This is a genomic window from Sphingomonas ginsengisoli An et al. 2013, assembly GCF_009363895.1.
GTDB lineage: Bacteria > Pseudomonadota > Alphaproteobacteria > Sphingomonadales > Sphingomonadaceae > Sphingomicrobium > Sphingomicrobium ginsengisoli.
In genome coordinates, this window is sequence record NZ_CP045434.1 from 1,738,856 (window position 1) to 1,759,587 (window position 20,732).

General features: G+C 66.8%; 24 protein-coding genes. 16 read left to right on the forward strand and 8 right to left on the reverse strand.

Annotated elements, in window-relative coordinates; all coding sequences use genetic code 11:
- Positions 1 to 188 precede the first annotated feature (188 nt).
- Genes fabI through GCU42_RS08360 form a run of 3 tightly spaced genes read right to left on the reverse strand, consistent with a single transcriptional unit; the run spans position 189 to position 3,007 of the window.
- Positions 189 to 995: an enoyl-ACP reductase FabI gene (gene fabI, locus GCU42_RS08350; protein ID WP_114227087.1), complete on the reverse strand. Its 807-nt coding sequence runs from the start codon at positions 993 to 995 to the stop codon at positions 189 to 191.
- Positions 992 to 2,050: a YihY/virulence factor BrkB family protein gene (locus tag GCU42_RS08355; protein WP_114227088.1), complete on the reverse strand. Its 1,059-nt coding sequence runs from the start codon at positions 2,048 to 2,050 to the stop codon at positions 992 to 994. Before GCU42_RS08355 ends, fabI begins: the two co-directional genes overlap by 4 nt.
- Before the next feature lie 9 nt (positions 2,051 to 2,059).
- Complete coding sequence (locus GCU42_RS08360; RefSeq protein WP_114227089.1) at positions 2,060 to 3,007, reverse strand: DnaJ C-terminal domain-containing protein; 948 nt, start codon at positions 3,005 to 3,007, stop codon at positions 2,060 to 2,062.
- A gap of 90 nt (positions 3,008 to 3,097) precedes the next feature.
- On the opposite strand from GCU42_RS08360, the gene pdxH reads away from it, so the two are divergent.
- Genes pdxH through GCU42_RS08375 form a run of 3 tightly spaced genes read left to right on the forward strand, consistent with a single transcriptional unit; the run spans position 3,098 to position 5,375 of the window.
- Complete coding sequence (pdxH, locus tag GCU42_RS08365) at positions 3,098 to 3,679, forward strand: pyridoxamine 5'-phosphate oxidase (protein ID WP_114227090.1); 582 nt, start codon at positions 3,098 to 3,100, stop codon at positions 3,677 to 3,679.
- Positions 3,676 to 4,602, forward strand: a complete 927-nt coding sequence (locus GCU42_RS08370; RefSeq protein WP_114227091.1) for a cation diffusion facilitator family transporter — start codon at positions 3,676 to 3,678, stop codon at positions 4,600 to 4,602. The genes pdxH and GCU42_RS08370 overlap by 4 nt, the downstream gene beginning before the upstream one ends.
- Positions 4,599 to 5,375: a PhzF family phenazine biosynthesis protein gene (locus GCU42_RS08375; protein WP_114227092.1), complete on the forward strand. Its 777-nt coding sequence runs from the start codon at positions 4,599 to 4,601 to the stop codon at positions 5,373 to 5,375. The genes GCU42_RS08370 and GCU42_RS08375 overlap by 4 nt, the downstream gene beginning before the upstream one ends.
- Here GCU42_RS08375 and GCU42_RS08380 read toward each other — a convergent pair.
- Both GCU42_RS08380 and mnmA read right to left on the reverse strand, forming a co-directional pair.
- Positions 5,372 to 5,851 (reverse strand): NUDIX domain-containing protein, encoded by a 480-nt coding sequence (locus GCU42_RS08380; RefSeq protein WP_114227093.1) that lies wholly within the window; start codon positions 5,849 to 5,851, stop codon positions 5,372 to 5,374. The genes GCU42_RS08375 and GCU42_RS08380 overlap by 4 nt on opposite strands.
- Before the next feature lie 44 nt (positions 5,852 to 5,895).
- Positions 5,896 to 7,008 carry a tRNA 2-thiouridine(34) synthase MnmA gene (gene mnmA, locus GCU42_RS08385; RefSeq protein ID WP_114227094.1) on the reverse strand — a complete coding sequence of 371 codons (1,113 nt, stop codon included), beginning with the start codon at positions 7,006 to 7,008 and terminating at the stop codon, positions 5,896 to 5,898.
- A gap of 337 nt (positions 7,009 to 7,345) precedes the next feature.
- Between mnmA and sciP the strand changes: the two genes are divergently transcribed.
- The 3 genes from sciP to GCU42_RS08400 all read left to right on the forward strand — a co-directional run bounded on the left by sciP (position 7,346) and on the right by GCU42_RS08400 (position 8,377).
- On the forward strand, positions 7,346 to 7,645 hold the full coding sequence (gene sciP, locus GCU42_RS08390; RefSeq protein WP_114227095.1) for a CtrA inhibitor SciP: 300 nt from the start codon (positions 7,346 to 7,348) through the stop codon (positions 7,643 to 7,645).
- 126 nt (positions 7,646 to 7,771) lie between these two features.
- Positions 7,772 to 8,029, forward strand: coding sequence for a GlsB/YeaQ/YmgE family stress response membrane protein (locus GCU42_RS08395; RefSeq protein WP_114227096.1), 258 nt, complete (start codon positions 7,772 to 7,774; stop codon positions 8,027 to 8,029).
- A 72-nt stretch (positions 8,030 to 8,101) separates the two neighbouring features.
- Positions 8,102 to 8,377 (forward strand): GlsB/YeaQ/YmgE family stress response membrane protein, encoded by a 276-nt coding sequence (locus tag GCU42_RS08400; protein WP_114227097.1) that lies wholly within the window; start codon positions 8,102 to 8,104, stop codon positions 8,375 to 8,377.
- On the opposite strand, the gene GCU42_RS08405 is transcribed toward GCU42_RS08400, so the two are convergent.
- Together GCU42_RS08405 and GCU42_RS08410 are read right to left on the reverse strand one after the other, a co-directional pair.
- On the reverse strand, positions 8,374 to 9,084 hold the full coding sequence (locus GCU42_RS08405) for an SIMPL domain-containing protein (protein WP_335341008.1): 711 nt from the start codon (positions 9,082 to 9,084) through the stop codon (positions 8,374 to 8,376). The genes GCU42_RS08400 and GCU42_RS08405 overlap by 4 nt on opposite strands.
- A 72-nt stretch (positions 9,085 to 9,156) precedes the next feature.
- Positions 9,157 to 9,423 carry a GlsB/YeaQ/YmgE family stress response membrane protein gene (locus GCU42_RS08410; protein WP_114227098.1) on the reverse strand — a complete coding sequence of 89 codons (267 nt, stop codon included), beginning with the start codon at positions 9,421 to 9,423 and terminating at the stop codon, positions 9,157 to 9,159.
- A 211-nt stretch (positions 9,424 to 9,634) separates the two neighbouring features.
- On the opposite strand from GCU42_RS08410, the gene GCU42_RS08415 reads away from it, so the two are divergent.
- From GCU42_RS08415 to GCU42_RS08450, 8 genes are read left to right on the forward strand one after another with little or no spacing between them, the layout of a single operon-like run.
- Positions 9,635 to 10,828, forward strand: coding sequence for an efflux RND transporter periplasmic adaptor subunit (locus GCU42_RS08415; protein WP_114227099.1), 1,194 nt, complete (start codon positions 9,635 to 9,637; stop codon positions 10,826 to 10,828).
- 24 nt (positions 10,829 to 10,852) lie between these two features.
- The gene (locus tag GCU42_RS08420) at positions 10,853 to 14,038 is read left to right on the forward strand and encodes an efflux RND transporter permease subunit (RefSeq protein ID WP_114227100.1); all 3,186 of its coding nucleotides are present in this window, start codon (positions 10,853 to 10,855) and stop codon (positions 14,036 to 14,038) included.
- A gap of 31 nt (positions 14,039 to 14,069) precedes the next feature.
- On the forward strand, positions 14,070 to 15,353 hold the full coding sequence (locus GCU42_RS08425) for a DUF445 domain-containing protein (protein WP_420496905.1): 1,284 nt from the start codon (positions 14,070 to 14,072) through the stop codon (positions 15,351 to 15,353).
- Entirely contained in the window at positions 15,350 to 16,105 is a 756-nt protein-coding gene (locus GCU42_RS08430; RefSeq protein WP_114227101.1) for a GNAT family N-acetyltransferase, read from the forward strand. Before GCU42_RS08425 ends, GCU42_RS08430 begins: the two co-directional genes overlap by 4 nt.
- 9 nt (positions 16,106 to 16,114) lie before the next feature.
- Positions 16,115 to 17,212: an RluA family pseudouridine synthase gene (locus GCU42_RS08435; RefSeq protein WP_114227102.1), complete on the forward strand. Its 1,098-nt coding sequence runs from the start codon at positions 16,115 to 16,117 to the stop codon at positions 17,210 to 17,212.
- Positions 17,209 to 17,883: an HAD-IA family hydrolase gene (locus GCU42_RS08440; RefSeq protein WP_114227103.1), complete on the forward strand. Its 675-nt coding sequence runs from the start codon at positions 17,209 to 17,211 to the stop codon at positions 17,881 to 17,883. Before GCU42_RS08435 ends, GCU42_RS08440 begins: the two co-directional genes overlap by 4 nt.
- Positions 17,880 to 18,086: a hypothetical protein gene (locus tag GCU42_RS08445; protein WP_114227104.1), complete on the forward strand. Its 207-nt coding sequence runs from the start codon at positions 17,880 to 17,882 to the stop codon at positions 18,084 to 18,086. The genes GCU42_RS08440 and GCU42_RS08445 overlap by 4 nt, the downstream gene beginning before the upstream one ends.
- A gap of 5 nt (positions 18,087 to 18,091) precedes the next feature.
- Positions 18,092 to 18,784, forward strand: a complete 693-nt coding sequence (locus GCU42_RS08450) for an ATP12 family chaperone protein (RefSeq protein ID WP_114227105.1) — start codon at positions 18,092 to 18,094, stop codon at positions 18,782 to 18,784.
- Here the strand turns inward: GCU42_RS08450 and gmk are convergent.
- Complete coding sequence (gene gmk, locus GCU42_RS08455; protein WP_114227106.1) at positions 18,781 to 19,419, reverse strand: guanylate kinase; 639 nt, start codon at positions 19,417 to 19,419, stop codon at positions 18,781 to 18,783. The genes GCU42_RS08450 and gmk overlap by 4 nt on opposite strands.
- 111 nt (positions 19,420 to 19,530) lie before the next feature.
- Here gmk and GCU42_RS08460 point away from each other — a divergent pair, with 111 nt between their 5' ends.
- Together GCU42_RS08460 and clpS are read left to right on the forward strand one after the other, a co-directional pair.
- Complete coding sequence (locus GCU42_RS08460; protein WP_152569520.1) at positions 19,531 to 20,202, forward strand: phasin family protein; 672 nt, start codon at positions 19,531 to 19,533, stop codon at positions 20,200 to 20,202.
- 179 nt (positions 20,203 to 20,381) lie between these two features.
- Complete coding sequence (gene clpS, locus GCU42_RS08465) at positions 20,382 to 20,723, forward strand: ATP-dependent Clp protease adapter ClpS (protein ID WP_240309456.1); 342 nt, start codon at positions 20,382 to 20,384, stop codon at positions 20,721 to 20,723.
- Positions 20,724 to 20,732 lie beyond the last annotated feature (9 nt).

A 20,732-nucleotide genomic window follows, 5' to 3' on the forward strand; every position in this document is an offset into this window, starting at 1 on the left:
TGATTTCTCCGAGCAAGCGAGACGATTCCGATGAGTCAAAGCCTCACCAGAATCGGCAACGTTACAATTGGAAATGCCGAAAAAGGCGCAGGAAGTAAGCGAACTGCGACTTATTTGTCACAATACGGCGGCCGTTTGGAGAATTATCGAGGCACGCGGTCGGCCGAGAGCGGCCTCGCCGGCAGCCGTCAGACCGTTGCGATGTCCGGCGCGTCCTCGGCCTTCATACCGATCACGTTGTAGCCCGCGTCAACGTGGTGGACTTCACCCGTCACGCCGCTCGACAGGTCGCTCAGCAGATAGAGCCCGGCCCCGCCGACGTCCTCGATGGTGACATTGCGACGCAGCGGGCTGTTGAGCTCGTTCCATTTCAAAATGTAGCGGAAGTCGCCGATCCCGCTCGCCGCGAGCGTCTTGATCGGTCCGGCCGAGATCGCGTTGACCCGGATGTTCTCCTTGCCGAGGTCGGCGGCGAGATATTTGGTCGCGGTCTCGAGCCCCGCCTTGGCGACGCCCATGACGTTGTAGTGCGGGATGACTTTCTCGGCGCCGTAGTAGGTCAGCGTCAGCAGCGATCCGCCATTTGGCATCAGCCGGGCGGCGCGCTGGGCGACGGCGACGAAGCTGTAGACCGAGATGTTCATGGTCAGCAGGAAATTGTCGAGGGTCGTGTCGACGAACCGGCCGCGCAGCTCATTCTTGTCCGAAAAGCCGATCGCGTGGACCAGGAAGTCAATCGTCCCCCACTTTTGCTCAAGCTCGGCGAAGGTGCGGTCGAGCGCGGCCATGTCGCTGACGTCGCAGTCGAGCAGAAACGGCTCGTGCCCGAGCTGCTCGGCGAGCGGCCTGACCCGCTTTTCCAGCGCATCGCCCTGATAGGAGAAGGCCATCTCGGCGCCTTGGTCGGCGAGCTGGCGGGCAATGCCCCAGGCCAGCGAACGGTCGTTGGCGAGGCCCATGATCAGCCCGCGCTTGCCCTGCATCAATCCCGTCATGTCGAAGGCTCGTCCCTGTTGTCCGTCTTCACCACCTTATCCGCGAGCGCTGCGAGCGGCTCGGGTCCGGCATTCGGGGCTTCCACCGGCAATTGGCCGGCGTACGGCCCCGAATATTGTTCGCCCTCTAGCGCGACCGCTTCGGTTTCGGCCAGTGCCGCGTTGAGCTCGGCCCCCATCACCACGCCAAGGCCGATGACGAAGAAGAACAGGAGCGCGATCATCACCCCGGCAAGGCTACCGTAGGTCAGGCTATAACCGCCGGCCAGCCGCATCGCCTGCGGCAGCAGTTCGGCGGTCAGCAGCCACCAGCTCGTCACCAAAACCGCGCCCGGCCATTTACGGCACTCGATGCGGCGGTAGCGGCGCGGGGTCAGCACCACGAAGACGATGTAGATGGCGATGTAGAGCGCCACCGCAGGGATCAATTTGTAGATGGGGAAAGAACTGGTCAGCGGCGCCAGGCGCGGGAAGACGTGGATGATCAGCGCCTCGACCGAGCTGAGTGCCACCGAGGCGGCGAAGGCCGTCATCAGCAGAAGCACCGACGCGAGAATGAAGCCGATCGACATCAGCCGATATTCCCAGAAGGGCGCGCTATATTTCACTCCATAGGCGCGGCGCAGGATGTCGCGTAGCGTCTCGATGAAGCTCGCCGCGGTCCACAGCCCGACGATCCCGCCGAACCACAACAATGGCCCGGTGCGCGCGGTGAGCACTTCCTGGACCGGGGCGACCAGCAATTTGCGAATGTCGGGCGGGACCTGGAGCAGGACGAAGTTGACCGTGTGCATCGCGTCTTCGCTGCGCCCGAGCAGATGGGCGAGTGCGGCGGCACTGATGAAGAAGGGGAACATCGCGACCAGCGATAGGTAAGCAAGGTTGCCGGCGTGGATGAACCCGTCGCTGTAAACCCCGACCAGCACGCGCTTGGCGATCTCGAACGGCCGCTGGCCCGGCTTGAGCCGATCGACCACCTTGCTGCCGAAACGGGCCTGCAGCTCGGCGAGGCGCTTGCGCCGCGCTTCGGGCGATTGGGGAGATAGGCCGAGCACGTCGGTGGGCTAGACGCCCAAGGCCGCCCGCGGGTTGCCGCCGCCGGTCCAATCGGCGGCAAAGCGCTCGAGCGCGGCATCACCGGCGGGGAGGTCGACACTCAGCGTCACCAGTTGGTCACCGCGCTTGCCGCTCTTGCTCGAGAAGCCACGGCTCTTGATCCGCAGCACCTTGCCCGAAGACGCGCCCTTGGGAACGGTGAGCATCACCGGCCCGTCGGGCGTGGGCACCTTGACCTTGGCGCCGAGCACGGCCTCGTTAAGTGAGACCGGCAAGGTCAGACGGACATCGTCGCCATCCCGCGAAAAGAAGCGATGCGGCTCGACGACGATCGTGATGAGCGCGTCGCCATTGCCCGCCGTGCCGGGCTCGCCACGGCCCGCGATGCGAATCTTGGTGCCGTCTTCGACCCCGGGCGGAAGCTTGAGGTCGATCGCCTTGCCGTCGCGTAGAGTGACCCGCTGGGCGGTCAGCGTGGCAGCATCGGTGAACGGCACGGTCAATCGGTAGGCAACGTCATTGCCCTTTTGCGGCTGGGACCGGCGACCGAACCCGCCGAACCCGCCGCCGGCTCCGGGTCGACCGCCCCCGCCCCCACGATTGAAGATCCCCTCGAACAGGTCCGACAAGTCGACCCCGTCGGCGTCGCTGAACCCTTCAAAGCCGCCGCTGCCGGGGCTCGGTCCGGTGTAGCCCGCACCAGCGCCGCTGAAGCCGCCGCCGAATGGCATCTTGGGATTGCCATCCTCATCGAGCTCACCGCGGTCGTAGCGGGCGCGCTTGTCCTTGTCGGACAGCAGATCGTAGGCGGCGGTCACCTGGCTGAAGCGCTCGGCCGCCTTGGGATTGTCCTTGTTGGCGTCAGGATGAAGCTGCTTGGCGAGGCTGCGATAGGCCTTCTTGATCTCGGCGTCGGTGGCGCCGCGCTTGATCCCAAGCCGTGCGTAGAGGTCCATGGGGCGGTGTCTTAGGCGCAAACCACACCGGCGCGCTAGGTGGTTCGCCTTGCTTGCCTGCGGTGGGGTCGCGGCTTAGAGCCCCAGGCCATGGCCGACGACCCCTTCGCCCTGTTCGAGCAATGGTTCGCCGAGGCTCAGACCCATGAACCCAACGATCCCGACGCGATGGCGCTGGCGACGGCCACCCCCGACGGACGGCCGTCGGTCCGGATGGTGTTGATGCGGCTGCACGGGCCGCAAGGGTTCGGCTTCTTCACCAATCTCGAGAGCCGCAAGGGCGAGGAGATCGCCGCCAATCGCCACGCCGCGCTGTGCATCCACTGGAAATCGTTGCGCAAACAGGTCCGCGCCGAAGGCCAGCTCGAGCCGGTTAGCGAGGCGGAAGCCGACGCCTATTTCGCGAGCCGCTCGCGCACCAGCCGGATCGGCGCTTGGGCGAGCGACCAGTCGCGACCGCTGGCCAGCCGCGCGACTTTTCTCGATCGGGTCGAGCAGGTGAAGGAACGCTTCGGCGATGGCCCGGTCGAACGGCCCCCACACTGGTCGGGCTTTCGCCTCGTTCCCGAGCGGATCGAATTTTGGGAAGACGGCGAGTTCCGCTTGCATCACCGCCGTCTGTTCACCCGCCGCGCCGACGGCGGCTGGGACGAAGGGCTGCTTTTCCCATGAGGGTTACGGGCGAGGAGCGCGCCAAGCTGTCGACCCGCGCCGCGCTCGCCAGCGTCGGCATGGCGAGCCTCCTGCTGGTGGCCAAGGGCTGGGCGGCGATCGCGACCGATTCGACCGCGATGCTCGGCAGCCTTGCCGACACCGCGCTCGACCTTATCGCTAGTTTGGTGACGCTGGCCGGGGTGCGGATCGCAGCGATTCCGGCCGACCACGATCATCGCTTCGGACATGGCAAGGCCGAGGCGCTGGTGGCGCTCGCACAGGTGGTCCTGATTTCAGTCAGCGCGATCGGCATCGGCTGGCGCGCGGTGCAGCGGCTGCTCGAAGGGGCGCCGACCGAAAATGCCGAGCTGGGCGTGGGGGTGTCGATCCTCGCGATGGCCGCGACCGCGCTGCTGCTCGCCTATCAGAAGCGCGTGATCAGCCGGACCGGCTCGGTCGCGATCCAGACCGACAATCTGCATTACAAGTCCGACTTCGTGCTCAACGGCGCGGTGATCGTCGCTTTGGTGCTCGACCAGTGGCTCAGCATCAGCGGCGCAGATGCGGTGTTCGGGATCGGGATTGGGCTGTGGCTGCTGTGGGGCGCGTGGCACGCCGCGGGCGAGAGCGTCAACCAACTGATGGACGCCGAATGGCCGCTCGATAAGCGCGAGGCCTTTCTGGGCGCCTGCGCCGAATATCCCGAGCTCAAGGGCATTCACGACGTTCGAACCCGTACCGCGGGCATGCATGATTTCATCCAGTTCCACGTCTGGGTGCCCGAGGATTGGACCGTCCGTGAGGCCCATGACAAACTCGATTCGATCGAGGAGAAACTGCAGCAGCGTTTCCCTGGAACAGAGATTCTGATGCACTTCGACCCCGAGGGGCATATCGATCGCGAAGGCATGCTGCCGCATCATCTGACGGAACGCCGATGATTCTGCCCTTCTTCCAGGTCGATGCCTTCGCGCCGACCCCGCTGACTGGCAATCCCGCCGCGGTGATGCCGCTCGAGCAATGGCTGCCCGACGCGCAGCTTCAGGCGATCGCGGCCGAGAATAATCTCAGCGAGACCGCCTTTGCGGTGCCGCTCGATGGCGAGGACGCCGACTATCACCTCCGCTGGTTCACCCCGACGGTCGAAGTCGACATGTGCGGCCACGCTACGCTCGCTTCGGGACACATCCTGCTGACCGGCGAGCGGGTGCGGTTCCGGACCCGCTCGGGCGTGCTGACTGTCGAGCGGCATGAAGACCTGCTGCGGCTGAGCCTACCGGCCTCGACCGTCGTCGAGGCCACCGCACCCGAGGCGCTGGCGGCGCTCGGTGTCACCGGCCCGGTGCAGCGCGGCAGCGGCGGCAATGGCGCGATCATCGTCGTCCTCGAGAATGAGGCAGCGGTGCGCGCGGTGCGGCCCGACTTCACCGCGCTGGCCGCGATCGACGCGTTGGTGATGGTCACCGCGCCGGGCGTCGAGACCGACGTCGGGAGCCGGGTATTCGCGGCTTATCACGGGATCGACGAGGATCCGGTCACGGGGTCGGCGCATGCGGCGCTGGTGCCTTACTGGTCGGCGCGGCTCGGGCGGACCCGCTTCAGCGCCGCGCAGGTCGGCCCGCGCGGCGGCCTGCTCGACTGCGAGCTTGCCGGCGACCGTGTGCTTCTGTCGGGCCGCTGCTGGACGGTGATCGAGGGCAGCTTCCAGCTCTAGCCGGCCAGCGCGGCTACGAGGGCGTCGAGCAACGGCAACTGGCTCTTGAGCATGGCTTCGCGTGCACCGGCGATGTCGAACCAGCGCGCCTCGACAACCTCAGGGAAACGTTCGAGCTGACCCGATCGTGGCGGCCACTCCATCTCGAACTCGATGCTGGTCAGGGCGGCGGGATCGAACTCTCCCTCCGCCGCGAATGCCTCGACAAGCTTGCCGCCTGCCTGGCGGACGGTGCTGAGTGGCCAGGGCGGAGCGCCGATGATCATTCCGGTTTCCTCGCCGAATTCGCGCACCGCCGCGTCGAGCGGGCTCTCCCCAGCCTCGATCATGCCCTTGGGGATCATCCAGGCGCCGATGTCCTTGTGTCGCCAATAAGGGCCGCCGGGCTTCACCAGCAGCACCTCAAGCGGCGGGCCGATGCGATAGAGCAGCACCCCCGCGCTATGCGGACCCCGGCGTGGACGAGCATCAGCCATGACCGCTCAACGCTTTGCACCGCCGACGGGTCAACCGATCATTGTCAGTCGGCTGCGGCCAACTCGAGACCGGCGGCCACCGTCTTGGCGATCACCCCGCCGCCGAGCATGCGGTCGCCGTCGTAGAACACCGCCGACTGACCGGGCGCGACGCCATATTCAGGTGCCAAGAAATGCACCGCGTCGGCCGCGAGCCGGGCTGGCACCGGCGACGCCAGTGAGCGGACCTTAACCTGGACGTCCCGCTGTTCCTCGCCCAGCCAGTTGAGCTGCTCGACCCGAGCTTCGCGAACGGCAAGTGCGGCACGCGGCCCGACGACGAGGCGGCGCGTCTCAGGCTCGATGCGAATGACGTAAAGCGGCTCGGCCTGCCCGCCGATTTCGATCCCGCGCCGCTGCCCGACGGTGAAGTGGATGACGCCCGAATGCGTGCCGAGCACGCGCCCGGCGAGATCGACGATCTCCCCCGGCGCGGCGGTCTCTGGCCTGAGCCGCTTCACCAGACCGGCATAATTGCCGTCGGGCACGAAACAGATGTCCTGGCTGTCGGGCTTGCCGGCGACCGCGAGGCCAATCTCGGCAGCGAGGGTGCGGACGGCGTCCTTGGGCAAGTCGCCGAGCGGAAAGCGGAGGAAATCGAGCTGGTCGCGGGTGGTGCCGTAGAGGAAGTAACTCTGGTCGCGCCGCGGATCCCGCCCGCGATGAAGTTCAACCCGGCCCGCCTCGACCACCCGCCGGACGTAATGGCCGGTCGCCAGGCAGTCGGCGCCAAGTTCGCGCGCGAAGGTGACGAGGTCGGTGAACTTCACTCCCTGATTGCACAGTGAGCAGGGTACGGGAGTGCGGCCGCGGGCATAGTCATCGGCGAAGCGGTCGATCACCCCGCTGCGGAAACGGCTCTCATAGTCAAGCACGTAATGGGCGATGCCGAGCGCCTCGCAGACCTGCGCGGCATCGTAGATGTCCTGCCCCGCACAGCAACTGCCGCTGCGCTTCACCGCCTCGCCATGATCGTAGAGCTGAAGCGTTACCCCGATCACTTCCGCGCCAGTGCGGGCGGCGAGCGCGGCGACCACCGAACTGTCGACCCCGCCCGACATGGCGACGACGATGCGAGCCGCCGCGGCGGGCCGGTTGAGAGCAAAATCCACGGTCATGAGCGGCGCTTCTTTACGCGAAGTTCACCCTCGTCCGCTAGGCCCAGCCCATGTGCAGCAGGGACGCCACCCATTGAGCCACGTGCCTACGGCCTTCGTGCCGGCGTTGCCGCTGGCGCCGGAAGAGCAAGCCACGCTGGTGCGCTTTCTGGCGGGACGCGATTGCGATCGTCCTGTCGCGGTCGAGTGGGTTGGCGCGTTCGCGGCGGTACCAGCGCTTCGTCGTCAAGCTGCCAAACAGGAGTAACCATGTCGTTTACCAGCCGGTTTCAGCAATCTTTCAATCAATGGCGGGTAAACCTACGGCAGGTCCACCAGAGCGGACATTGAGGAAGTAATGTTAGAGAATCAGAAGTTCCGTCCGCATCAGGTGATCGGCCCGCTCGGCGAGCCGCTGACGCTGGACAAGCTTCCGCCGGCCGGCACGACCCGCTGGGTGGTGCGGCGCAAGGCCGAGGTCGTCGCCGCGGTGGCCGGGGGGCTGCTGACGGTGGACGAGGTCTGTCAGCGCTACAGCCTCAGCCTCGAGGAGTTCGCCAGCTGGCAGCGCGCGGTCGACCGCAGCGGGATGCCGGGACTGCGCGTAACCCGCATCCAGCACTACCGATCGGTCTACGAACGCCAACAGCGCTATTGACGTAGCGCGTTCGTTACGGAACCGTTCCCTGTCCCGGCTGTTGCTGGGGCGGAACAAGAAGCATGTAGGTGCGTCTTGTGCCCGTAAGGTCCGCAAACATAGCGGATGACACAGGAGGGAACGCAAATGGGTATCATTATCTGGCTCGTCGTCGGCGGCATCTGCGGTTGGCTCGCCAGCCTCGTCATGCGGACCGATGGTCAGCAGGGCATCATCCTCAACGTCATCGTCGGCATCATCGGCGCGGCGATTGCCGGCTTCCTGCTCGGCGGCGGTGCCGACCTCAACCACGGCATCACCGTGACCAGCTTCCTGTACTCGCTGCTGGGCGCCATCGTCCTGCTTGCGATCGTGAACCTGGTTCGCCGCGGCAGCGTCCGCTAACAGCGAACGTCACCAGTTCGAGGGCCGCGCTTCGTCATTGAAGCGCGGCCTTCTTGCGTTTAGGCCCCGCCGATGCCCTGGACCTGGACGCTTATTCTCGTCGGCGGTGCTGCTATCGGCTGGCTTGCCAGCGTGATCGGAGCGTTCGACCGACCGCGCAGCATCATCCTGCTGATCGGGCTCGGCATGGTCGGAGCAGCGCTAGGCGCGTTGCTGCTCGCGCCGCTGTTCGGGACGCGGGTCGACCCCACCGGTTTCTCGCTACCCAATCTGCTGATCGCGCTACTTGGCGCCAATTTCGTACTCGGCGGGGTGATCGTCGCGCGCCGCATTCGCCCGCGCGGCTAGCGCAATTCAAAACTCATCTGCAGCGTCACCGATAGCTGCTGCTCGCCCGGCACGATCTCGGTGTCGGCGGCGCGGGCGGTCCGCATCATCGCCATCGGCACCGGCCCCACCGGCGCTGCGCCGCCCTCACTGACCGAAACCAGCCGGATCACCTGCATCCCAAGCGAGCGCGCGTAGAGCGCAGCGCGAGCGCGACCGACCGCGAGCGCCTTGGTCCGAGCCTCGTCTAGCGCAGCCTCGGGCTTGTCGATGGTGAGATTAGGCCCGCTGATCTGGTTGGCACCTTGCGCCACCAGCGCGTCGATGATCGCGCCCGAGGTGCGGATATCGCGGAAGCGCACGCTCAGCTGGTTGCTCGCCTGATAGCCGGTCAGGCGCGGCGGCTGGCCCTCGGCATAGACGTAGTCAGGATTGAGATTGACCGAGCTGGTCTGGACGTCGCGCTCGGCCACCCCAGCGCGGCGAACTGCCGCGCGGACGCGCTCGACTCGCGCGGCATTCTGCGCCAGCGCATCGGACGCATTGACGGCGCGGGTGACGACACCGGTGGTGATGATCGCCACATCGGGCACCCGCGACACCTCACCGGTGGCGGCGATGTCGAGGCGGGTCCCTCCGAGAGCGACCGCCGACGCCGATTGCGCGGCCGCCGGCGCACTCGCACTGACGAAGCTCAGGGCCAAAATCAGGCAGGCGGTGCGCATCATTTCATTTCTCCAGCGGGATACGGCTCGGTTGTGCCGCGCCCCGAATGGAGGGAAGATGAACAAGCCTTGCCCCTAGAGGCGGCGGCGGCCGGCGATCAGGCGATAGAGGAACAGGATGATGAACGCACCGACGACCGCGGCGACGAAACCGGCATTCTGGTCGGGGCGATAAAGACCGAGGATCTGGCCGAGGAATTTGGCCAGCAGCGCGCCGGCGATGCCGAGCAGGATGGTGATCAGGCATCCGCCAGGATCTTTCCCCGGCATCAATAACTTGGCGATCGCGCCGGCCAGGAGGCCGATCACGATGGTCCCGATGATCCCATGATCTCCGATCATTGTCGCTCCTTCATCAAGGCCGCGGACCGTGCGCCGCGCCGTCGTCCATCTGCCCAAGCGAAACGACGGTTGGCAACACTGGTGCCACCGTTCATCGAAGAATCATTGCTGCACCGACATCATCGAGGCCTGTTGCCCTGACTGCTTTACTGAAGTAATACAGCTTTGCTCGGTGCAATTGCCACACGGCACAGGAAGAAAGACGTTGGACATGAATCGCGAGACCAGGCTCGATCGCTCGGACACGCTGGTCGTGGTCGACCGCTCGCGGCGTAACCGCAATCTGGCGGTGGGCGCGATTGTCGCGGTGGCGGTGTTGCTGCTCGCCTATCTGCTGATGAGCGATTCGCGCAAAGCAACGCCGCAGGGTTCGACCGCAGCCGGCACCGCTGCCAACGGCAAGGGCGGGCAAATCCCGACCGTAACCGTGGTCGTCCCGGGCCGCAGCCAAGTCGGGCGCGTCATCTCCGCCACGGGCGCGATCGCGGCTCGCCGCGACCAACCGGTCGGTGCCGCGGGCAGCGGCGGCCGGGTCACCGCGGTTCTGGTCGATGCGGGCAGCTGGGTGAATGCCGGGCAGACGCTGGCGACCGTCGATCGCTCGGTGCAGACCCAGACGGCGGCGCAATTGTCCGCCGCGGTCGATAGCGCGCGCGCTTCGGCCGAGCTGGCACAAGCCAATTACGACCGCGCCGCCGCGCTGGTGAACCGCGGCTTCATCTCCAAGGCAGAGCTCGAGAGCCGCCGCGCGACGCTCGATCAGGCGCGCGCGCAAATCCGCGTCTCGCAGGCGCAGCTCGGCGCGACCCGCGCGGGCATCGGCCTGCTCGACATCAAGGCGCCGACGAGCGGCCTGGTCCTCCAGCGCAATCTCGAGGTCGGCCAGGTAATCGGCGCCGGCAGCCAGAGCCTGTTCCGGATCGCCAAGGGCGGCGAGATGGAGATGCGCGCGCAGGTCAGCCAGCAGGATCTCGCCGCCATCCGAGTCGGCCTCCCCGCGACGGTTACGCCAATCGGGGCGCAGCGCGGTGTCAGCGGCAGCGTCTGGCAGGTTGCGCCAGTGATCGACCCCACCAGCCGCCTTGGCGAAGTAAGGATCGCGATCCCCTACTCGACCGACATTCGCCCGGGTGGGTTCGCCGATGCGCGCGTCGCCGCCGGCGCGACCACCGCGCCGGTGCTGCCGCAAAGCGCGGTGCTGTCCGACGCCGACGGCAACTACGTCTACATCGTCAATGCCAAGAACGAAGTCGAACGGCGCGCGATCAAGCTCGGCGACGTCAACGATGCCGGCGTCACCGTGGCGCAGGGCCTGGACGGCAGCGAAGCCGTGGTCCTCTCGGCCGGGCCGTTCCTCAACCCCGGCCAGAAGGTCAGCCCGCGCCGCCAGGCGGCGGCTCGCTAAGCCTCAGGCTCAAAGGACGGACCGATGAGTTTCCGCAATATTTCCGCCTGGTGCATCCGCAACCCGGTGCCGCCGATCGTGCTGTTCATCGGGCTGCTGCTGGCCGGCCTGGTCGCCTTCAGCCGGATGGAGGTGAACAACAACCCGGACGTCGACTTCCCGATCGCCTTCGTCTCGATCTCGCAGCCGGGCGCCGCTCCGTCGGAGATGGAGAATCAGGTCACCCAGAAGGTCGAAGCCGCGCTTCGCGGCGTGAACGGAGTCGACGAGATCAACTCCACCGTCCGCGAGGGCAGCAGCCAGACTTCCGTCCAATTCGTGATCGGAACTCCGATCGACCGTGCGGTCGAGGACATGCGCAACGCCATCTCGCAAATCCGCAGCGACCTGCCCGACGGCATCCTCGAACCGCAGGTGCAGCGCGTCGACACTTCGGGCGACCCGATCCTGTTCGCCGCCGCCGAAACCAACGACATGAGCCTCGAGCAGCTCAGCTGGTACATCGACAATAATGTCAGCCGGCGCTTGCTGTCGGTCGAGGGCGTCGCTGCGGTGAGCCGCGAAGGCGGGGTCGACCGCGAGATCAAGGTCATCCTCGATCCCGCCGCGCTCCAGGCGCAGGGCATCACCGCCGCACAGGTCAACCAGCAGCTGCGGCAGACCAATATCAACGCCACCGGTGGACGCGCCGAAGTGGCCGGGTCCGAACAATCGGTCCGCGTGCTTGGCAACGCCAAGGACGCTTACGCGCTGTCGCAATCGATGGTCGCGGTCGGCGGCGGGCGGATGGTTCGGCTGGCCGATCTGGGTCAGGTCAAGGATAGCTATTCCGAGCAGCGCTCGATGGCCAAGATGAACGGCCGGCAGGTGATCAGCTTCAACGTCAGTCGCGCCCGCGGCTCGTCGGAAGTCACCGTCTACGACAATGCCTGGAAGGAATTGCACAAGATCGAGGCGGAGAATCCGCGCATCAAGTTCCGCGAGATCGTCAACCAGGTCCAATATACCAAGGACCAGTATAAATCGGCGATGCACGGCCTGATCGAGGGCGCGGTGCTGGCGGTGCTGGTGGTGCTGCTGTTCCTTCGCGACATCCGCGCGACGCTGATTTCGGCGCTGGCGATCCCGCTCTCGGCAATCCCTGCCTTCTGGTTCATGGACCTGATGGGGATTACCCTGAACGGGCTGTCGCTGCTCGCGCTGAGCCTGGTGGCAGGTGTTCTGGTCGACGACGCAATCGTGGAAATCGAGAACATCGTCCGCCACATGCGAATGGGTAAAACCGCCTGGCAGGCGTCGATCGACGCCGCCGACGAGATCGGGCTGGCGGTGCTGGCGACAACCATGGCGATCGTCGCGGTGTTCCTGCCGGTCGCGCTGATGCCTGGCATCTCGGGCCAGTTCTTCAAGAGCTTCGGCTATACGGTCGTAATCGCGGTGCTAATGAGCCTGCTAGTCGCCCGCATGATCACGCCGCTGATCGCGGCTTATTTCCTGAAGTCGCACGGCGAGGAGCCGCATGCCGCTGGCGCGGTGATGGATCGCTATCTGTCGGTACTCAAGTGGAGCATCGACGACAGCAAGGCGCGCGCCTATCGCGCCGAGCGCCGCCCGACCATCGGCAACAAGCTCAAGTCGCTGATCTACGATCACCGGCTCTACATGGTCGGCATCGGGTTCGGCGCGCTGGCGCTGACGGTAGTGCTCTTCTCGACCCTGTCGATGACCTTCCAGCCGGCGGTCAACGTCGATTACAGCCGGGCGCGCATCAACCTGCCGCCGGGAACGACGCTGCAGCAAACCGAGCAGGTCGCCGACCGGGTCGCGGCCATCGTCAGCCAGGATCCCTCCGTCGAGCGCGTGTTCGAGCGGATCAGCGTCGGTTCGGCGTCGGTGAACATCGTCCTCAAGCCCGACCGCAAGGTCACCTCGACCCAGTTCGAGCGCAACCTGACTCCCAAGCTCGCGGCGATCCCCGATGCTCGCGTCAACTTCCAGAGCCAGATGGGCGGCGGCCCCGACGGCGGTTCGGGCGGCCGCGACATCACCATCTTCCTCGGCGGCGACAATCCCGACCTGCTCGAGCAGACCGCCAACAAGATTGCCGACGAGATGGCGACGATCCCTGAACTGCGCGCACCGCGCACGCAGGGCGACCTCGTTCGGCCCGAGATCCAGATCAAGCCGCGATTCGACCTCGCCGCCAATCTCGGCGTGACGACCGCAGCGCTAAGCAACACGATCCGCATCGCGACCATCGGCGACATCGATCAGAACAGCGCCAAGTTCAGCCTGGCCGATCGTCAGGTCCCGATCCGCGTAGCGCTGAGCGAATATCAGCGCCGCGACCTGTCGACGCTCGAGAATCTGCCGGTGCCCACCACCAGCGGCGGCTCGGTGCCACTGAAGGCCGTGTCGGAAATCGTCTTCGGTGCTGGCCCGACGACGGTCCAGCGGACCAATCAGGTGCGTCGCATCGCCGTCGGCGCCGATCTGGCCCCCGGCGTGGTCAGCGGTGACGCCTACAAGAAGGTCTACGAACTCCCGACCCTCAAGCACCTGCCCGATGGAGTGACCAAGCTCAGTCTCGGCGACCAGAAGTGGCAGGCGGAACTGCTCTTCTACTTCGCCATCGCCCTAATCAGCGGCGTGTTGCTGGTGTTCGCGGTGCTGGTGCTGCTCTACCGCCGGTTCCTCGCCCCGTTCGTCAACATGGGTTCGCTTCTGCTCGCCCCGCTGGGCGCGGCGGTGGCGCTTCACGTCACCGGCAACCCGGTCAGCCTCCCAGTGCTGATCGGAATCCTGATGCTGTTCGGGATCGTCGCCAAGAACTCGATCCTGCTGGTCGATTTCGCGGTGGAGATGATGAACCACGGCGTGCCCAAGGACGAATCGATCATCGAGGCGGGTCACAAGCGTGCCCAGCCGATCGTGATGACCACAGTCGCGATGGTCGCGGGCATGATCCCGATTGCGGTGTCGCTCAGCGGCGACGCGAGCTGGCGGGCGCCGATGGGCGTGGTGGTGATCGGCGGCCTGCTGTTCTCGACACTGCTGACGCTGGTGCTGGTGCCGAGCTATTTCTCGATCGCGATCAGCCTCGAGACCCGCATCGCGCGACTGTTCAAGCGGGTGATCGGCGACAGCGCCCACACGCTCCCCGAGGGCACGATTCCCTATCAGGGCGGAGCGCCGCAGCCGGCGGAGTGAACCGACGGGCGGCTCGGCGATTAATGTGGTGATGCACCGCGCCGAGCCCCCTGCCCGCCGTCCCCTGGCGCGCTTCAACCCCGTCCAGCCGGGCGCCGCGGGGATGAAGGTGGTGGCAACTGGTCTGTTGCTCGTGATGGCGGCGCTGTTCGTCGTCACGCGTATATTCGAGCCGCGCTGGCCGTGGCTTTCCTACGTCAAATCCTTTGCCGAGGCCGCGATGGTCGGCGGGCTGGCCGACTGGTTCGCGGTAACCGCCTTGTTCCGTCACCCGCTCGGCCTGCCGATTCCGCACACCGCGATCATCCCGCGCAACAAGGATCGCATCGGCGACACGCTGGCGCAGTTCCTCCGCGACAACTTCCTGACCGCCTCGGTCATCGCCAGACGGATGCGCACCATCGACCTGGCGGGTGCGGCGGGCCGGTTCCTCCAGGCGCCTATCGAGAGCGAGGGCAAGGCGCTGCGCATCCGTCAGGGTGCGTCGCGACTGATCGCCGACATTTTCGAAGCGCTCGACGACGAGCGGCTCGGTGGGATCGTCAAGACCGCCATTTCCTCGCGCCTGCGCCAGGCCGAGGTCGCGGCGGTGATCGGCGCCGCGCTCGCTTCGGCGATCAGCGAGGATCGCCACGTCCCGATGCTCGAGGCGGCGATCCGCGCCATCGCCCGCATGCTCGACGCCAACGAGAGCCTGATCCGCGAGATGGTCAAGAAGCGCGCGAGCTGGGTTCTTCGCCTCGCCGGCCTCGACGAGAAACTGTCGGACTCGATCATGGAAGGCATGCGCAAGCTGACGATCGAGATGAGCACCGATCCCGAGCATCCGGTTCGTCAGAAGATCGAGGCGGCGCTGGCCGACCTCGCCCGCGATCTGCAGGAAGATCCGGAGACCCGCGCCCGCGTCGAGGGCTGGAAGGAAGAATTGCTCGCCAATCGTTCGGTCGCGAGCTGGCTCGACACGCTGTGGCAGAAGGGCCGGTCAGCGATCATCGCCTCGGCGCGCAATCCCGACGCGGCGCTGGCCGGCAAGCTCGGCGAGGTCCTCCGGTCGATGGGCGGAACCCTCGAGAGCGACCCGCGAATCCGCACCGCGGTCAACCAGTTCGGCCGGCGCGCGGTGGCCGGGATGGCCGCCACCTACGGCGGCTCGATCGTCAAGCTGGTGAGCGAGACCATCCGCGGCTGGGACGCACGGACGATCACGGCAAGGCTCGAGGCGGCGGTCGGCCGCGACCTTCAATATATCCGGATCAACGGCACGTTGGTCGGCGGTCTCGTCGGCCTCGTGCTGCATGTGCTCGACACGCTATGATGGACGCCGACGCGCTCGCCGAACTCGCCCGCAATCGCGGACTCAAACTCAAGCGCTCACGCGTGCGGACGCCGGACAAGCCGGGCTTCGGAATGTTCGGACTGACAGACGCAGCGGGCGACGCGGTGTTCGGCATCCGCGGCAAGCGGGCCCTGCGGGCAAGCGCGGAGGAGATCGAGGAGTATCTGCGCGGGCTCGACCGGACCGACTGGCGGCAAAGTTTGCGCGCGAGCGGAGCGACCCAGGAAGCCAAGCGCCGGCCCTCTCCTCCCAATAAGCCGCCCGCGGTACGGAAGCCTGCGCCACCCAAGGCAACGCCGGAACCGATTCTCCGCGAAGCTAAGGCGACGGACGCCGCCCAGCTCGCCGGGCTGTTCGCATTGCTCGGTCACACCATCTCGCCCGCCAGGGTGCGCAGCAACCTCACCGCGCTGGCGAAGACCGGCGAGCCGGTACTGGTCGTGGCCGAGGGCAAGACCCTGCTCGGCGCCTGCGGGTTCCATGCGACCCGCATGCCCCACCGCGATCCCCCGCTCGGACGGATCACCGTGCTGGTCTTGGCCGAGGCGGCGCGTGGCAAGGGGCTCGGCCGCCGGCTGGTCGAGGAAGCCGAACGGCGCTTGACCAAGCTCGGCTGCGGGATCGTCGAGGTCACCAGCAACGATCGCCTGCGCGAAGCGCACGCCTTCTATCGGCACCTCGGCTACGAGCGCACCTCCATGCGCTTTGCGAAGCCGCTTCCCACCCGCTAGGGCGCGGCGATGAGCCAAGAGCCGCGCACTTTCACCGTCGCCGAGGACGACGACGGCATCCGCCTGGACCGCTGGTTCAAGCGGCACCTGCCCGAAGTCAGCTTCAACCTCGTCTCGCGCTGGGCGCGGACCGGCCAGCTCCGGCTCAACGGCAACAAGGCGACTCCGGGCGACCGGCTCCAGACCGGGCAGAGCATTCGGATGCCGCCGCCCGAGGCTGCGCCGGTCCGCTCGGCCCGCCCCCAGCCGCGCCGCGATCCACTGACCGAGGACGAAAAGAGCTTCGTCCGCGAGATGGTGATCGCGCGGACGCCCGATGCCTTCGTCCTCAACAAACCCCCGGGGCTCGCCACGCAAGGTGGGACCAAGACCACCCAGCACCTCGATCGGCTGCTCGACGGACTGACCGACGATCCCGACAGCCGGCCCAAACTGGTTCATCGGCTCGACAAGGATACGAGCGGGGTCCTGCTGGTAGCGCGCTCGGCACGGGCGGCCGCTTTCTTCTCGAAGAGCTTCTCGGGGCGCACCGCGCGGAAAGTCTATTGGGCGCTGATCAATGGCGTGCCGTCGCTCGACGAGGGGCTGATCGACGCGCCGCTCGCCAAGCAGCCGGGGAGCGGCGGCGAAAAGATGCATGTCGCCGAGGATGGCCAGGCGGCGCGGACCAAGTGGCGGGTGGTCGACCGCGCCGGCAACCGCGCTGCGTGGGTCGAATTGCAGCCGCTGACCGGCCGTACGCACCAGCTGCGCGCGCACATGGCGCATCTCGGCCACCCGATCGTCGGCGACGCCAAATATGGGGGGGCGGAGGCGTTCCTGACCGGCGGGATCAGCCGCAAGCTTCACCTCCACGCCCGCCGGCTGAAGATCGACGCGCCGGGCGGGATAATTGACGTGTCGGCCGAGTTGCCGGCGCACTTCGCGGAAAGCCTGGCGACGCTCGGCTTCGATCCGCTTGCCGGCGACAGCCTGCCGCTCGAGACCCCCAAGAAGACGCCCGAAGCCAAGAAGCGCGCGGCGAGCGCGGCGGCGAAGGACCGGCGCAAAGAGCGCCGGGGAGAGCGGCGCTCGCGCGGGGCGCCGGTGGCGGCCAAGCGCCGATGACCCGCCTCGCCATCTTCGATTGCGACGGGACGTTGGTCGACAGCGGCCACAGCATCCACACCGCGCTCAGCGAAACCTTCGCCGCCCACGATCGAGCCGTTCCGCCGCGCGTCGAAGCGCAACGGGTGATCGGCCTCAGCCTGACCGAGGCGATGGCATTTCTGGCACCTGATGCCGATGATATTGAGCATGAGCGGATGGCTTCGACCTATCGCGACGCCTTCGTCGACCTCCGCCGGCGCGGCGCCGTCGCCGAGCCGCTGTTCGAGGGAATTGCGCCGCTGCTCGATGCGCTGACCGCGGACGGCTGGCTGCTCGCTATCGCCACCGGCAAGTCCGACCGCGGGCTGCACCATTGCCTCACCGCCAACCAGCTCCTCGACCGCTTCGTCTCACTCCAGACCGCCGACCGCCATCCGAGCAAGCCCGACCCGTCGATGGCGCTCGAAGCGATGATGGAGGCTGGGGCCACGCCCGAGCAGTCGGTGGTGATCGGCGACACGGGCTGGGACATGGGCATGGCGCGCGCGGCGGGTGCCCACGCAGTCGGGGCGCTGTGGGGCTACCACGACGGCGCCGAGCTCCAGCGCGCCGGGGCGCACGCGCTCGCTCGCGACCCGGCCGAGGTGCACGACCTGATGAACCGGCTGATCGCGCAGGCGGCCGAATGACCGACGAGCCCGGCAAGCGCGCCTTCCTGCTGTTCGCCGCGCTGCGGATCAGCGGCGCGCTCATCTTCATCCTTGGCGTGGCGATCACCTTCACCGACCTCATGACCCGTGGCGGCCAGCCATTCCTCGGCATTCCGCTGGCGATGGCGGGGCTGGCGGAAGCGCTGCTGGCGCCTCGGTTGGTTCGGCCACGCGGGAACTGATCAAAGTGAAGCGTTTCTGGAAGGACGTCGCGGTCACGGACGGCGCCGACGGCTTCGGGATCACGCTCGATGGCCGCCCGCTGCGCACCCCGGCGCGCGCGTCCCTGCTGGTGCCGACGCAGGGCTTGGCCGACGCCATCGCCGACGAGTGGCGCGACAGTCCGGACGAGGTCGATCCGCGGGCGATGCCGCTCACCGGGCTCGCCAACGCCGCGATCGACCGCATTGCTCCGCAGCGCGACGCCTTCGCCGCCGACCTTGCGCGCTATGCCGAGAGTGACCTGTTCGCCTACCGCGCGGACGGGCCGCGGCCGCTGGTCGAGCGCCAAACGGTCGCGTGGGACCCGCTGCTTCAGTGGGCGCGCCGCCGTTTCGACATCGATTTTGCAGTCACCGCGGGGGTGACCTTCGTCGCCCAACCTGAGGATACCGTGCGCAAGCTCGGCCATGCGGTTGCGGCGCTCGATCCGTTCCGTCTTGCAGCGCTGTCGCCGCTGGTGACGATCGGCGGGTCGCTGGTGGCTGCACTGGCGGTGCTCGAGGAGGAAGTCAGCCCTGCCGAGGCGTGGGCGGCGGTGACAGTCGACGATATCTGGCAACGCGACCAATGGGGCGAAGATGCCGAGGCCGCCGCCGCGCTGCGCAATCGCGAACGCGATTTCCTGGCCGCCGCGCGGCTGCTGAGCCTGCTCGACTAGCGCGCGGCGACGAGGTCGCGGACGAAGGGCACGAGCCCGATCTGCCGCTGGCGCTTCAACCGCTCGGCGACAACAATCGCGCGGACCTGGTCTAGGCACGACTCCATGTCGCGGTTGATCAGCACGTAATCATATTCGGGCCAGTGACTGATCTCGCTGGCGGCACGCTCCATGCGGTAGGCAACCACATCGTTGCTATCGGTCGCGCGGCTCCGCAGGCGGCGTTCGAGTTCGTCCATCGAAGGCGGAAGAATGAAGATCCGCACTAGATCCTCACCCATCGCCGCTTCGAGCTGCTGGGTGCCTTGCCAGTCGATATCGAACAGAATGTCGCGGCCGGCCTTGAGCGCGGCTTTCACCGGCGCCTTGGGAGTGCCGTAGCGATAATCGAACACCGGCGCCCATTCGACGAACTCGCCCGCGTCGATCAGCCGGTCGAACTCGCCATCGTCGACGAAATGATAGTCGCGGTCGTCGCGCTCGCCTGGCCGCGGGGGACGGGTGGTCGCCGAGATCGACATGGTGACTTCGGGATCGGCGCCAAGCAGCAGGCGCGAAATGGTGGATTTTCCGGCGCCGGACGGGGACGACAAGACGATCAAAAGGCCGCGACGCGAGCGGAGTGGCTGGTCCATGCGGACCTATGGCTCGGCGCCGCCGAATTCGTCAATGCTGCAGGTGCGAATTAGGACTTGATTCTCGCTGCAGCGCACTATATTGTGCAGTGCAACATCAAGGAACCCTTCGTGACCGATAACCCGAATGACATCGTAGAGACCAGCGGCGACGAGGCCGAGGTCACCCCGACCGTCGTCGCTGCGGTCGCGAAGGTCAATGCCCGCCGGGTGCGGACCGAGCGCAAGCCGCGGGCCCGCAAGGCGATTAATTCGGCCGCCAAGGCCACCAATGCTCCGGCGTCCGCGCCGGCCGAACCTAAGGACCAGATCATGAACTATGATGCGACCAACTGGATGAACCAATTTTCGACCGCCCTGCCGGGCGCCGACAAGTTCCAGACCCTGTTCGCCGACGCCAGCGAGCGTGGCCAGCAGTTCGCCGAGCGTTCGCAGAAGGCCGCCGGTGAGCTCGTCGAGCTGACCCGCGCCAACGTCGAAGCGCTGGTCGAGACCGGCAAGATCGCCGCCGCCGGCGCCCAGACCCTGGGCCAGGAAGCGCTTGCCCGCACTCGCGAGAACTTCGAGCAGACCGCCCAGCAGGTCCGCAGCCTGACCCAGGCCGGTTCGCCGACCGAGTTCTTCCAGCTGCAGAGCGAGATCGCCCGCACCCAGTTCGACCGCATGGTCGCCGAGGGCAGCCGCTTCGCCGAGTCGATGGTCAAGCTCGCCGGCGAGGCGTTCCAGCCGCTGTCGACCCGCGCCGCGCTCAGTGCCGAGAAGATCAACGAGATCACTGCCTGATAACTCCTCCTCCTGTCAGGTAAGTGCCGGCCGCCCCCCACTCCTCCGGGGGGCGGCCGCTTTGCTTTGGGGACGACGGCCATGCTTTTTGCGCAGGTTCGGGCGTCCAGCGGCCGTCGGCGCTTGGCAATGGTCCGGGCCGTGCCATATCTAGGGCCACAATGATCAGTCCGAACCACATGGGTCCCGAAGACGATGCGCCCGGGCAGGGCGACGGCATCGAAGAGATCGAGCGCGGCGTCGCCGTCCGCACCCGTCCGCGCACCCGCAAGCCGAGCAACTACAAGGTGTTGATGCTCAACGACGATTATACTCCGATGGAGTTCGTCGTGCTGGTGCTCCAGCAATTCTTCTCGATGAGCATCGAGGACGCGACCCGGGTCATGCTCCAGGTTCACCAGCAGGGCGTCGCGGTGTGCGGCGTCTTCACCTACGAAGTCGCCGAGACCAAGGTCAGCCAGGTGATCGACTTCGCTCGCGAGAACCAGCATCCGCTGCAGTGCACGCTCGAAAAGGCCTGAAGCGCGGCT